Source organism: Amycolatopsis sp. WGS_07, from assembly GCF_045278895.1.
GTDB lineage: Bacteria > Actinomycetota > Actinomycetes > Mycobacteriales > Pseudonocardiaceae > Amycolatopsis.
This window is the reverse complement of sequence record NZ_CP136053.1, coordinates 7142986-7155595: the sequence shown is the minus strand read 5'-3', so window position 1 is coordinate 7155595 and position 12610 is coordinate 7142986. Positions and strand designations below refer to the sequence as shown.

Annotated in this window: 14 protein-coding genes; 11 read left to right on the top strand and 3 right to left on the bottom strand. The window is 71.2% G+C overall.

The features are described from left to right. Nucleotides 1-2 precede the first annotated feature (2 nt). Complete coding sequence (locus RPX00_RS33610; RefSeq protein WP_406631397.1) at nucleotides 3-1313, bottom strand: aspartate aminotransferase family protein; 1311 nt, start codon at nucleotides 1311-1313, stop codon at nucleotides 3-5. A gap of 170 nt (nucleotides 1314-1483) precedes the next feature. Between RPX00_RS33610 and RPX00_RS33605 the strand changes: the two genes are divergently transcribed. The 8 genes from RPX00_RS33605 (at nucleotide 1484) to RPX00_RS33570 (ending at nucleotide 8459) form a co-directional block, all read left to right on the top strand. Further along, nucleotides 1484-2731 (top strand): M20 family metallopeptidase, encoded by a 1248-nt coding sequence (locus RPX00_RS33605; RefSeq protein WP_406631395.1) that lies wholly within the window; start codon nucleotides 1484-1486, stop codon nucleotides 2729-2731. Next, the gene (locus tag RPX00_RS33600) at nucleotides 2724-2996 is read left to right on the top strand and encodes a helix-turn-helix domain-containing protein (RefSeq protein ID WP_406631393.1); all 273 of its coding nucleotides are present in this window, start codon (nucleotides 2724-2726) and stop codon (nucleotides 2994-2996) included. The genes RPX00_RS33605 and RPX00_RS33600 overlap by 8 nt, the downstream gene beginning before the upstream one ends. Then, entirely contained in the window at nucleotides 2993-3520 is a 528-nt protein-coding gene (locus tag RPX00_RS33595) for an IclR family transcriptional regulator (RefSeq protein WP_406631391.1), read from the top strand. Before RPX00_RS33600 ends, RPX00_RS33595 begins: the two co-directional genes overlap by 4 nt. Continuing rightward, on the top strand, nucleotides 3517-4302 hold the full coding sequence (locus tag RPX00_RS33590) for an SDR family NAD(P)-dependent oxidoreductase (RefSeq protein WP_406631389.1): 786 nt from the start codon (nucleotides 3517-3519) through the stop codon (nucleotides 4300-4302). Before RPX00_RS33595 ends, RPX00_RS33590 begins: the two co-directional genes overlap by 4 nt. Before the next feature lie 35 nt (nucleotides 4303-4337). Next, nucleotides 4338-5294: a thiamine pyrophosphate-dependent dehydrogenase E1 component subunit alpha gene (locus RPX00_RS33585; RefSeq protein WP_406631386.1), complete on the top strand. Its 957-nt coding sequence runs from the start codon at nucleotides 4338-4340 to the stop codon at nucleotides 5292-5294. After that, nucleotides 5287-6270 carry an alpha-ketoacid dehydrogenase subunit beta gene (locus RPX00_RS33580; RefSeq protein WP_406631384.1) on the top strand — a complete coding sequence of 328 codons (984 nt, stop codon included), beginning with the start codon at nucleotides 5287-5289 and terminating at the stop codon, nucleotides 6268-6270. The genes RPX00_RS33585 and RPX00_RS33580 overlap by 8 nt, the downstream gene beginning before the upstream one ends. Before the next feature lie 67 nt (nucleotides 6271-6337). Beyond that, the gene (locus RPX00_RS33575) at nucleotides 6338-7141 is read left to right on the top strand and encodes an acetoacetate decarboxylase family protein (RefSeq protein ID WP_406631382.1); all 804 of its coding nucleotides are present in this window, start codon (nucleotides 6338-6340) and stop codon (nucleotides 7139-7141) included. Between the two features lie 7 nt (nucleotides 7142-7148). After that, on the top strand, nucleotides 7149-8459 hold the full coding sequence (locus tag RPX00_RS33570; protein ID WP_406631380.1) for an MFS transporter: 1311 nt from the start codon (nucleotides 7149-7151) through the stop codon (nucleotides 8457-8459). On the opposite strand, the gene RPX00_RS33565 is transcribed toward RPX00_RS33570, so the two are convergent. Both RPX00_RS33565 and RPX00_RS33560 read right to left on the bottom strand, forming a co-directional pair. Then, the gene (locus RPX00_RS33565; RefSeq protein ID WP_406631379.1) at nucleotides 8456-8596 is read right to left on the bottom strand and encodes a hypothetical protein; all 141 of its coding nucleotides are present in this window, start codon (nucleotides 8594-8596) and stop codon (nucleotides 8456-8458) included. The two genes, RPX00_RS33570 and RPX00_RS33565, sit on opposite strands and share 4 nt — an antisense overlap. A gap of 98 nt (nucleotides 8597-8694) precedes the next feature. Beyond that, the gene (locus RPX00_RS33560; RefSeq protein ID WP_406631377.1) at nucleotides 8695-9639 is read right to left on the bottom strand and encodes a GlxA family transcriptional regulator; all 945 of its coding nucleotides are present in this window, start codon (nucleotides 9637-9639) and stop codon (nucleotides 8695-8697) included. Between the two features lie 140 nt (nucleotides 9640-9779). Between RPX00_RS33560 and RPX00_RS33555 the strand changes: the two genes are divergently transcribed. The 3 genes from RPX00_RS33555 to RPX00_RS33545 are packed head-to-tail and all read left to right on the top strand — an operon-like array spanning nucleotide 9780 to nucleotide 12094. Then, nucleotides 9780-10205, top strand: a complete 426-nt coding sequence (locus RPX00_RS33555) for a RidA family protein (RefSeq protein ID WP_406631375.1) — start codon at nucleotides 9780-9782, stop codon at nucleotides 10203-10205. Between the two features lie 39 nt (nucleotides 10206-10244). Then, on the top strand, nucleotides 10245-11174 hold the full coding sequence (gene sigJ / locus RPX00_RS33550) for an RNA polymerase sigma factor SigJ (protein ID WP_406631373.1): 930 nt from the start codon (nucleotides 10245-10247) through the stop codon (nucleotides 11172-11174). Then, on the top strand, nucleotides 11174-12094 hold the full coding sequence (locus tag RPX00_RS33545; protein WP_406631371.1) for an NADP-dependent oxidoreductase: 921 nt from the start codon (nucleotides 11174-11176) through the stop codon (nucleotides 12092-12094). The genes sigJ and RPX00_RS33545 overlap by 1 nt, the downstream gene beginning before the upstream one ends. Nucleotides 12095-12610 lie beyond the last annotated feature (516 nt).

The following is a 12610-nucleotide window of genomic DNA, read 5'->3' as shown; positions in this document are numbered from 1 at the left end:
GATCATGCGTTCTCCTTCTGCTCCACAATGGACACTTCAGTCAAGACCTCGCGCAGCACGGCCAGCGCTTCGTCCGCCTCGGCGGCCGTCACCGTCATCGGCGGCGTGACGCGCAAGACGTTGCCGAGCAGGCCGCCGCGGCCGATGAGCAGCCCCCGCTGGCGCGCGGCTTCCAGCACCCGTGCGGTCGCGGCGACGGCCGGGTCGCGGGTGCCGGGCACGACGAGTTCCACGCCGATCATCAGGCCCATCCCGCGCACCTCGCCGACCAGCGGGCAGCTGTCCGCGATGTCCCGCAGGCCCGCGACGAGACGCTCGCCGATGCGGTCGGCGTTGGCCTGCAGATCGTGCGAAAGCAGGTAGTCCAGCGTCGCCACCCCGGCCGTCGTGGCCAGCGGGTTGCCGCCCGCGGTGGAGATCGAATGCGCACCGAGGCAGTCCATCAGCTCCGGAGAGGCGACCACCCCGCCGATCGCGACGCCGTTGCCGAGTCCCTTGGCGAAGGTGATCGCATCCGGGGTTGCGCCGAACCCGTTCATCGCGAAGAACGACCGGCCGGTGCGGCCCCATCCGGACTGGACCTCGTCCGACACGAGCAGGATCCCGTAGTCGTCCAGCACCTCCTTCATCGCCGGGAAGAACCCGTCGGGCGGCACGGCGAATCCGCCCGCGCCCTGCACAGGTTCGGCCAGCAGGCACGCGACGTCGCCCGCGGTCGAGGTCTCGATGATCGTGCGCAGCTCCTCCGCACACGCGGCGATAAACCCGGCGTCGTCCAGGTGCCCGAACGGGCTGCGATAGCGGTAGCCGTTGTGCACGTAGGTGACGGCGAGCGGGCTGAGCGCGGTCGCCGACCAGCCGCGGATGCCCGTCGCGGCGACCGTGCCGAACGACCGGCCGTGGTAGCTGCCGCGCAAGGCCAGCACCTGGTGGGAGCGCCGCCGCTGGGTGGCCAGCAGCAGCGCGGTCTCCACCGCCTCGGTGCCGGAGTTGGCGAAGAAGACCTTCGCGTTCTTGATGCCGGACAGCCGCGCGATCCGCTCGGCGAGTTCGATCTGGCTGCGGATCAGGTACAGCGTCGAGGAGTGCAGCAGCCGGCCCGCCTGCGCCTGGATCGCCTCGGTGATCTCCGCGACGTCGTGGCCGACCATCGTGGCGAGCAGGCCGCCGAAGAAGTCGAGGTATTCCCGGCCCTCGCCGTCGGTCACCCGGCGGCCCTTTCCGCGCACCAGTTCGATCGGCTCGTCGTAGTAGAGGTCCAGCCAGGCGGGCATGACCCGCCGGTGCCGCTGCGCCAGCTCGGCATGGGACACGGGCTTCTCCTTCGGGCTCGGGGATGCCCGCCGCACGCTAGGCGGGCTGCCGCGGATCGCCCAGCCGCGCGGCGGGCAAATTTCAGATAGTCGAAAAACGGGTTCACTCTGATGCAATGAGCACGGCCGAGGTCGCACAGTGTGCGTCCCGACAGAGCAGGAGGTGCCCCATGCCAGTACCGAGTGACGGACAGGTGCTCGCCCAGGTCGACACCCTCGCCGAGGAGATGCTGACGCTGCTGGCCGACACCGTCCGCGCGCCGAGCGAGAGCGGCTGGGAGGACCGGGTCGCCGGCCGCTACGCCGACTGGTTCGCCGCGCGGGGCTGGCCGGTGACGCGCCAGCCGATCGCGTCGTCCGGGCTGGCCGGCGACGAGCCGCGCGCAGCCGAGCGGGAGAACCTGATCGCCTGGTACCCCGGCCGCCGCGGCAAGCCCTGTCTCGTCCTGAACGGGCACATCGACGTGGTGCCCGCCGGCGACGAGGACTCCTGGTCGCGTCCGCCGTACTCGGGAGCCCGCGAGGACGGCCGGGTGCACGGACGGGGTTCGGTCGACATGAAGGGCGGCATCGCGGCCGGGCTGTACGCGCTGGCCGCGCTGCAGGACTGCGGGGCTGACCTGCCGTTCGACGTCGCGGTGCAGCTGGTCGTCGCCGAGGAGACCACCGGGGTCGGCACGCGCGCGGCGGCGCTGGAGGTCCCGGATCCGGCGGCCGCGCTGGTGCTGGAGCCGACCGGCGGCGCGATCGTGCCGGTCAGCACCGGCCTGCTGTTCTTCACCGTCGACGTCACCGGGGTCGCCGCGCACACCTCGGCGCCGTGGCGAGGCGTGGACGCGTTCGAGCGGCTTATCCGGGTGCGCGAGACGCTGGCCGAGCTGGCCCGCGAACGGGGCGCGGCCTACCGGCATCCGCTGTTCGCCGACGTGCCCACCGCGATCCCGTTCGCGATCGGCACCGCCCGCGCCGGCAGCTGGCGCGCGGCCGTGCCCGACCACGCGACGATGTCCGGCCGGATCGGCCTGATGCCCGGCGAGCACCCGGACGACCTGCGCCGCGCGATCGAGAAAGCGCTCGCCGCGCTCAGCGCGACCGACGACTGGCTGCGCGAACATCCGCCGACCGTGCGTTGGGACCACGAAGGGCTCCCCGGCTGGGAAACCCCGGCCGACCACGAGCTGCTCACCGCGCTGCGCTCGGCACAGCGGAGCTGCACCGGCTCGGAGGTGCTCACGGGCTTCACCGCGGGCTCCGACGCCGCGTTCTTCGGCGCACAAGGCATCCCCACCGCGATTTTCGGGCCCGGCGAAGTGCCTCGGGCGCACGCGCCGGACGAGTCCGTCGCCGAGGCCGACGTCGTGCAGGCCGCGAAGGTGCTCGCGCTGACGCTGAGCAGGCTGGTGCTCCGCGATGAATGAGCCGCGCTCCACCCTGCTGCACACCCTGGAGCGCGGCCTTCAGGTGCTGGAAGCCGTCGCGGCCGCGGACGGAACTGCCACCGCGAAGGTGCTCAGCCGGCAGCTCGGCATCAAGATCGGCACCTGCTACCACCTGCTGCGCACCTTGGTCGCCAGCGGGCATGTGGTGCGGTTGTCCGGCGGACGCTACGACGTCGGGCCCAAGGCGGCGTCGCTGAGCCGGCACCTGCAACGGCGGTCCGGGCCCTCCCCGAGCTGGCCGTGATCCTCACCCGGCTGCACAACAAGACGCACGAGACGTCCTATATCTCGGGCTGGCACCACGGCACCCTGATCCTGCAGCACTACATTTCGGGCCTGCACACGCTGTCCGTCGGCAATCTCGACGTCGGCTACACCGGCCAGCTGCACGCGCGCGCCTCCTGCAAGGCGGTGCTGGCCTTCCTGCCCGAAGAGCAGGTCGCCACGATGTTCGACGGGGTACCGCTGGAAGCGGTCACCGCCAACACCATCACCGATTTCGACGCGCTCACGGTGGACCTTGCCGCCGTCCGCCGCCGCGGCTACGCACTCGACCTCGAAGAATTCAGCGACGGCGTCTGCTGCGTTTCCGCGCCGTTCTTCGGTGAAAACGGACTGCCTGCGGGCGCGTTCACCGTGTCCGTGCCGCTGCCGCGTTTCACCGAACGGCAGACCTGGCTGAGCACCGAAGTGCGGGAAGCGGCGGCGATGGCGACCGGCCTGCTGCGCACCGGAAGGCTCGCCGTGCCCTCCCGGGAGGTCTCATGACGACGCTGGCAGGCGCCCGGGTCCTGGTCACTGGGGCGGGGCGAGGCATCGGACGCGCGATCGCCCTGCGCTTCGCGGCCGCCGGTGCCGCGGTCGCGGCCGTCGACCGGGACTTCCACGCCGAGTTTCCCGGCGAGGCAACGGATTCGGTGCTGCAGCAGCTCGCCGCCTACGACGTGGACGCGCTCGGCCTGCAGTGCGACGTGACCGATCCGTCCGCAGTGGACGCGACCGTGGACGCCGTGCTCGCCGCGTGGGGCGGGGTGGACGTCCTGGTCTGCAACGCGGGCGGCGGGACCGGGCCGATCCACGGGAACAAAGCGTCCGAAGTGGACCTCGCCGAACTGGAAAGCGTGTTGCGGCTGAACCTGTTCGGCACGATCCACTTCTGCCGGGCGGTCGCGAAGCCGATGCGGGCGCAGCGACGCGGCAGCATCGTCACGATAGGTTCGATCAACGGGCTTGAGTCCACTGAGGACGGCGGCTACGCGCACTACGGCGTCGCCAAAGCAGCCGTTGCGCAGTACACCCGTTATCTGGCACGGGATCTCGGCCCGTACGGGATCCGGGTCAACGCGGTCGCACCGGGGCCGATCTCCACCGGACGGCTGCGCGCCCGTTACGCCGAAGCCGGGGAGGAGATCGCCGCACCCGGCTCCGCGCTGCGCCGCGCGGGCGACCCCGACGACGTCGCCGCGGTCGTCGAATTCCTCGCCGGTCCGCATTCCCGGCACGTCACCGGGCAGATCGTCACCGTGGACGGCGGACTGCTCCGCTCCTGAACCACCCCTGTCGAACAAGGAAAGTGGGTACCCCCATGCCCGAAACAGCCACGCTGCTGCGTCATCTGGAGTCGATGTGGCGCATCCGCCTCTTCGAGGAGGAGGTGACGCGGCTGCGGTCCACCGGCGACGTCGTCGGCTCCGTACACCTGTGCAACGGCCAGGAGGCGATCTACGTCGGCGCCTGCGCGGCGCTCGACCTTGCCCGCGACGCGGTGTTCCCCACCTATCGCGGACACGGCTGGACCCTCGCCTGCGGCGCGCCGCCGCACGCGCTGTTCGCCGAACTGCTCGGCCGAGCCACCGGAATCAACGGCGGACGCGGCGGTTCGGCCTACCTCACCGCGCCCGGGCACGGCATGTACGGCGAGAACTCGATCGTGGGCGCGGGCGCGCCGATCGCCGCCGGAGCCGCCCTGGCGGCCACCTTCGACGGATCCGGCCGCGTCGCGCTGGCCGCCTTCGGCGACGGAGCGCTGAACCAGGGCGCCGTGCACGAGGCGATGAACTTCGCCGCAGTGCGCTCGCTGCCGGTGATCTTCCTGGTCGAGAACAACCACTACTCCGAACTCACCCCGATCTCCGACATGGTCCGCGTCGACCGCCTGTTCAAACGCGCCTCCGCCTACGGAGTCCCCGGCGCCCGCGTCGACGGCAACGACCCCGAGGCGATGCGCAAAGCCGTCGCGGAGGCAGTCCGCCGCGCCCGGGCCGGAGACGGACCGGTGGTGCTGGAGGCGATGACGCAGCGGATCGTCGGCCACTACATCGGCGACGCCCAGCACTACCGGCCCGCCGGAGACCTCGACGCGGCGCTGGCCGCCGAGCCGATCGGCAGGCTGGCAGCGCACCTACGCGAACTCGGGGTTGATCAGTCCACATTGGACGCACTGCGGGACCGGGTGGCGGGCGAGATCGCCGAAGCCTCCGCCCGCGCACTGACCGACCCCCTCGCCGACCCCACCACTGTCCTGGAGCACCTCTATGCCTGAAACCAAAAAACTCACCTACGCCGAATCCGTCAACGCCGCCCTCCGACGCGCCCTCGACGAACTGCCCGAGACCCTCCTGTTCGGCGAAGACGTCGGCACCCCCGGCGGGGTCTTCGGCGTGACCAAGGGCTTGCGCAAACAGTTCGGCGAACGGGTCTTCGACACCCCTATCTCGGAATCCGCCATCCTCGGCGGCGCAGTCGGGGCAGCGATGTTCGGCCGCCGTCCGATCGCCGAGATCATGTGGGCGGATTTCTCGCTCGTGGCGCTGGACCAGCTGGTCAACCAGGCCGCCAACGTCCGGTACATCTCGCGCGGCACGGTGTCCGCGCCGTTGACCGTCCGCACGCAGCAGGGCAACGCGCCGGGTGCGTGCGCGCAGCATTCCCAGTCGCTGGAAGCGTTCTTCGCGCACGTCCCGGGCCTGCGGGTGTGCCTGCCCGCCACCCACCAGGACGCCTACGACCTCCTGCTGTCCGCCGTCTGGTGCGACGACCCGGTGATCGTGATCGAGAACCGCACGCTGTACCACGCGGGCAAGCAGGAGGTGAGCGTCGGCGGCGAAATCCAGCCGGTCGGCGGGGCCGCGGTCCGCCGTCCCGGCCACGACGTCACCGTGCTGACCTGGGGCGCGCTGCAGCACCGGGTGCTGGAGGCCGCGGACCGGCTCGCCGCGGACGGCATCGAGGCCGAGGTCCTCGACGCACGCTGGGTCCGCCCGCTCGACCTGGACGCCGTCCTGGCGAGCGTGCGCCGCACCGGCAAACTCGTGGTCGCGCACGAGGCGCACACCGTCGGAGGGGTCGGCGGCGAGGTGCTCGCCGCGGTCGCCGAATCGGGGGTCCCGCTGCGCTGCCCGCCGGTCCGGATCGGCACGCCCGCCACCCGGATCCCGGCCGCACCGGGTCTCGCCGCGGCCGTCATCCCCTCGACCGACGTGATCGCCGAAGCGATCACCAAGACCGCGCGCGCCTAGGAGCCGTCATGCGACCGCACGACCACATCTTCACGGACCACAGCCCCGCTGCCTCGTAGGAGACCTGATGCCCGACCTCGTCGCCATGCCCCCGTTCGCGCCGCTGTTCGGCGTCGGCACCGAATCCGTGCGGCTGCGATGGCTCACCGTCGAGTACCGCACCGACCCCGCAGTGCTCGCCGGGCTGCTGCCCGCGCCGCTGGCCCCGACGGCCGATCCGCTCGTCGGGATCTGGGTCGCCGAATTCCTCGGGGCGGAGTTCCACCTGCCGAACGGGAGCGTCGAACAGCGGCCGCCCTACCTCCAGGCGGGCATCAGCGTCCGCTGCCAGCGGCACGGCGAGGTCGGCGCGTACCCGCTCACCTTCTTCATCGAGGGCCTCAACCACGGGACCCTCGGCAGGGAGATCTTCGGGCTGCCCAAGAAGCAGGCCCGCCGGGTCACCCTCGACGAGGACGGGCAGACGGCGACCGGACGCATCGTGACCGCCAACGACATCGAGATCGTCACCGTGCGCGCCGAGTCCCGGGGGCCGGAGTCCGCGCTCGACCCGATCCCCGAGTGGTTCGGACGGCATTTCGCCCTGAAACTGATCCCGAGCGCGGAAGGGACCGGCTACGACGTCAGCCGGCTCGTCCGCATCCCGTTCCGCACCTCCGAACCCGCCGGAGGCTGGGACGGCACGGCCGAGGTGACCCTTCGACCGTCCACAGCGGACCCGATCCATCTGCTGCCGTGCCGGGAGGTGGTGTCCGCGCGCTACGGCGGAATCCGCCTCGACATCGGCTTCGGCACGTATCTCGACCAGGTCGACCGCGTCCCCGTAGCGGGGACACCCGGCTGGGGCAGCGCCGCCCCGACAGGAAGGTGACACCGCCATGACCGCCACGACACCCGCGCGAGCCGCCACCGGCTCGCTCATCAGCCCCGCGCAACGCAAGTCCATTGTGGCCGCGTGCGTCGGCAACTTCATCGAGTGGTACGAGTTCGTCCTGTACGGCTACTTCGCGTCCACGATCGCGAAGCTGTTCTTCCCCGCCGGCGACGCGACGGCCGCGCTGCTGCTGACCTTCGCTTTGTTCGGGGTGAGCTTCGTGGTGCGCCCGCTCGGCGGGGTCGTGTTCGGCTACATCGGCGACCGCCACGGCAGGCGGGGCGCGCTGGCCGCGATCATCCTGATGATCTCCGCCGGCACCGCGCTGATGGCCGTCGTCCCGCCCTACGCCTCGATCGGCGTGGCGGCCCCGATCCTGATCCTCGTGCTGCGGCTGGTGCAAGGCCTGTCCGCGGGCGGCGAGTGGACCGGCGCCGTCGCGTACGTGATCGAGACCGCGCCAGCCGGGCGGCGGGCGTACTACGGCAGCTGGCAGACGATCACGATCGTGCTCGGCATGATGGCCGCCAGCCTGTCCGCGCTGCTGTTCACCGAGGTGCTCTCCCCCGCCGCGCTGCTGTCCTGGGGCTGGCGGATCCCGTTCCTGATCGCGCTGCCGATCGGGCTGGTCGGGCTGTACCTGCGGCTGAAACTGGACGAGACGCCGGAGTTCGCCCGGATCGCCGCCGCCGACGCGCACGAACGCACCCCGCTGCGCGCGACCCTGCGGCACGACTGGCGTTCGATCCTGCGCGTCGCCGGGCTGGTGTGCTCGCCGACGATGTGCACCTACGTCCTGCTGGTGTACGGCCCGACGTTCCTCGTCACCGACCTCGAAGTGCCGCCAGCGCAGGCGAAACTGGCCGGGTTCGCGGCCATGGCGGTGCTGATGGCGGTGACTGTCGTGTTCGCCCGGTGGTGCGACCGCGTCGGCCGCAAGCCGTTCCTCGTCGCCGGGGCGATCTGGGTACTGGTCACCGCGCCGCTCGGGTTCTTGCTGCTGCACCAGACGTCGTTCGGCTTCCTGATCGCCGGCCTCGGCATCGTGGTGATCGGCGAAGCGCTGATGCTGGCCCCGCAACCGGCGGTCTTCGCGGAGCTGTTCCCGACCGAACGCCGCTACAGCGGGCTCGGCATCGGCTACAACCTCGGCGTCGTCCTCTTCGGCGGCGCCGGTCCGCTCGTCGCCACCGCGATCGTCGAGGCGACGCACAGCACCTACGCGCCTGCTGGGTACCTGGCGTTCGGCGCACTGGTCAGCCTCATCGCGGCGATCTTCACCCCGGAAACCCTGCCGTCCGCCCGGAAACGCTAACGGCCGCTCGCCGGACTGGCCGCCGAGCGGTCAGTCCGGTAAGTCCGCCGATACTCCGTGGACGTCATGCCGACCTCGCGGAAGTTGGCCGCCGTGCCGAATCCGGTGGCGGCGATCCGCTCGGCGAAGCGACGCACAACACCTACGCGCCCGCCGGATACCTCGCGTTCGGCGCACTGGTCAGCCTGACCGCGGCGATCCTCACCCCGGAAACCCTGCCATCCGCCCGGAAACGCTAGGCGCTGCTTGCCGGACTGGCCGCCGAGCGGTCAGTCCGGTAAGTCCGCCGATACTCCGTCGGCGTCGCACCGACCTCCCGACGGAAAACGGAACGAAAGTTAGCCGCCGTCCCGAATCCCGTAGCGGCGGCGATCCGCTCGACGGCCCAGTCGGAGGTCTCGAGAAGCCGCCGCGCGCTGAGGACGCGGTGGTTCACGACCCAGCGCATCGGCGACATGCCGGTCTCGCGTTCGAAGCGCCGGATGAAAGTCCGGCGCGAGAGATTGGCGTGCTCTGCCATGCGCTGCACCGTGATCGGGTCGCCGAGGTGCTCCATCAGCCAGCTGCGCGTGTCCGCCAGGCTCGCGCGCGGCGCGGCGAGAACGTCCACGTACTGCGGCTGGATGCCGTCGCGGGCGGGCGCGGCGACGATCTCCTTGCCCGCCTCGTACGCGGCGGCCTCGCCGAAGTCGGTGCGGATGAGATGCAGGCACGCGTCGATGCCGGCACCCGCGCCGGCGGAGGTGAGGATCTTCCCGTCCTCCACGAACAGCCGGTTCTCCAGCACCCGCACCCTCGGGTAGTGCTCGCGCAGCGACCGTACGAACCGCCAGTGGGTCGTGGCCTCGCGTTCGTCGAGGATCCCGGCCTGGGCTAGGGCGAACGCGCCGGTGCAGATCGCGACCAGCCGCGCGCCGAGGTCCGCGGCTTCGCGGACCGGTGCCAGGTAGTCCGCGGGCAGCGGCGCTTCCGGTTCGTCGTAGCCCGGCAGAATCACGATGTCGGCCTCGGCGATCGAGGCCAACGGCCGGTCCGGGACGATGCCCGGCCCGGTGCCGCGCTCGTCGCCGCACACGAGCACGCGGTAGCCGGGGTGCCCGCCGAGAAGGTGCGCGGGAATGCTGAAGTCGAGCCCGATGACGCGGGGCACGGCGACGAGCGCCACTGTCAGCTGGGACATGGGCTCTCCTCCGGATCCGGCTGAGGCCAGGCTACCGGCGCTGGCACGATCCTTGCCCAAACTGGCATCGGCACGTCTGGTGAGACCGGAGAGCCGCTCGTAGCGTTCGGCCTGATGATCATTCGGCAGGAGGGCTGACCATGAGCAAGGCAGCGGAGTATTTCGGGGTCCCGTGGGAAAGCAATTTCGGTTACGCGCAGGCGGTGCGGCACGGGGACACCATCTACCTGTCGGGCCAGCTGTCGCACGACGGTGACCAGCTCATCGCGCCAGCGCCGGTGAACAGCGACGGCACCGTCACGGACTTCTCGGCGATGGAGGCGCAGATGCGCCGCACGTACGAGAACACAGCCGACCTGCTGAAGCGCTACGGCGCGACGCTGGACAACGTCGTCGAAGAGGTGCTGTACGTGCTCGACGTGGACGCCGCCTTCGCCGTGGCGGGACCGGTGCGCAAAGCGGCGTACGGCCGAGAGGACCCGCAAGTCGCCAGCACGATGCTCGCGACGCCGCGGCTCGCGTTCCCGGAGCAGCTGATCGAGATCAAATTCATCGCCCGGGTCTGACCTGGCTTACCCTTGATCATCGGCGAGAGAGGAACCGCAGTGGGCGACGCATCCGGTCCGGACCTGCTGGGCTGGGAAACCCACCGGCCCGCGGTGTTCGGCGTCGCCTACCGGCTGCTGGGCAGCGTCGCCGACGCCGAGGACGTCACCCAGGACGTCTGGCTCCGCGCCGCCGCGGCGGACCTGTCCGCGGTGACCGACCTGCGGGCCTGGCTGGTCACGGTCTCCGCCCGGCGCGCCTACGACGTCCTCAAGAGCGCGCGGGTGCGCCGCGAAAGCTACGTCGGCCCGTGGCTGCCCGAACCGCTGCTGACCGGTCCGGACGCCGCCGAGCCGGTGCTCGTCGACGATTCGGTCAGCTCGGCGATGCTGCTGGTGATGGAGGAACTCAGCCCGCCGGAGCGGGTCGCCTTCGTGCTGCACGACGTCTTCGAGATCCCGTTCCCGAGAATCGCCGAAATCCTTGACACGACAGCGGCGGCCGCGCGTCAGCTCGCCTCGCGCGCCCGCCGCCGCATCTCGCGGGCGGACCGGCCGACGCCAGCGTCCAAGGCCGAGCGCGAGCGGCTGCTGACCCTGTTCCGGGCGGCGTACGAGGCCGGCGACTTCGAAGCCCTGGTCCAGCTGCTGCACCCCGACACCACCTATGTCACCGACGGCGGCGGCAACGCCTTCGCCGCCCGCAAAACCATCCGCGGCGGAACGCGGGTCGCCGAGGTTATGGTGCGCGTGAGCGGGCAATGGCGGCCGGACCGGATCGACCTGACCGAGGTCGGCGGCGAACCGGCGCTGGTGCACCGGCGCGCCGGGACGGTGTTCTCCGTGGACACCTTCGAGTTTTCCGGCGGGCGGATCGTCGCCTACCGGCGGGTGATGAACCCGGACAAACTCACCCGCGTCCGACGGTCACACCCGCACCGGCTGTCTCGTCTCCCTGACGCAGCGACCGACGAACGAACGAGGAACTGATGCGCGCGATCATCGCCCCCGACCGCGAGGCCGGAGCCGAAGGACTGGCCCTGACCGACCTTCCGCACCCGCACGCCGCGGAAAGCGACGTCGTGGTCCAGGTCCGCGCCGCCGGCTTCACCCCCGGCGAACTGGACTGGCCCGGCACCTGGACCGACCGCGCCGGCCGCGACCGGACGCCGAGCGTGCCCGGCCACGAACTGTCCGGCGTCGTGACCGGACTCGGCTACGGCACCACCGGGCTGACCATCGGCCAGCGCGTCTTCGGCCTCGCCGACTGGACCCGCGACGGCACCCTCGCCGACTACGTCGCGGTAGAGGCCCGCAACCTCGCCCCGCTCCCCGCCGACGTCGACTACCCGGTGGCCGCCGCGCTGCCGATCTCCGGGCTCACCGCTTGGCAGGCCCTCTTCGACCACGGCCGCCTCGCCACCGGGCAAACCGTCCTGATCCACGGCGCAGCCGGCGGCGTCGGTTCCCTCGCGGTGCAACTCGCTCGCGAGGCCGGCGCGCACGTCATCGGCACCGGACGCGCGCGTGATCGGTCTCGCGCGCTTTCCCTTGGCGCGCAGAAGTTCCTCGATCTGGAGTCGGAACGTCTCGAAGACGCCGGTGAAGCTGACTTGGTCGTCGACGTCCTCGGCGGGGAGATCCTCGACCGGTCCGCCGCTGTGGTCCGCGCGGGCGGGACGTTGGTGACCATCGCGCATCCGCCGACCGTCCGGCCACGCGACGGACGCGCCGTGTTCTTCGTGGTGGAACCGGACCGGGCCCGGTTGAGCGACTTGGTGGCACGGGTCCGCGACGGGCGGCTGGAAGTGACGGTCGGTGCGATCCTTTCGCTGGAGGAGGCTCCTGGTGCGTTTTTGCCGGGGAAGCGGGTTCCGGGGAAGACGATCATCCGGGTCTCCGAGGGTTGAGATGATCGTGGACGGGGAACGGATCGCCGCCGTGTTGCCGGCGGCGATCAGCCTGTCGCGACCTGTCGCCAGGGCGAGAACTGGACGGAGACTGACGATCCGCCTCCGTGACCGGACCACGCGCACCTGACCGTTCCCCAGCATCAGCGACGCCCGGGCAGCTCATTGCCCCGGGGAGGGCACGGCAAAGTCCAGGTCACGCCGATCCCGGGCACGGAGTCCTCCGACACGTCCGGCGTTTCGGGCCCGCCGTAGGCGCGACTGTGATATGGATTGGGTGGTGGGGGAACCGAGATCGAACTTGCGCAAGCGGTGGCCGCCGTCCGGGACGAGTTCCGGTTCGGGACGTCGGCGCCGAGGTCAAGCACGTTGTGGAACCTCGCCGGCGAACAACGGTGAGGGCGGGGGTTCGAGGCGTGTGCCTCGCCAGGCAGATACCTGGAGCGGCGACCGACTCCAAGGCGGAGGCGACGGGACGGACCGAGCCGGTCCCGAAGCCCGGCAGAAGCGTCGAGG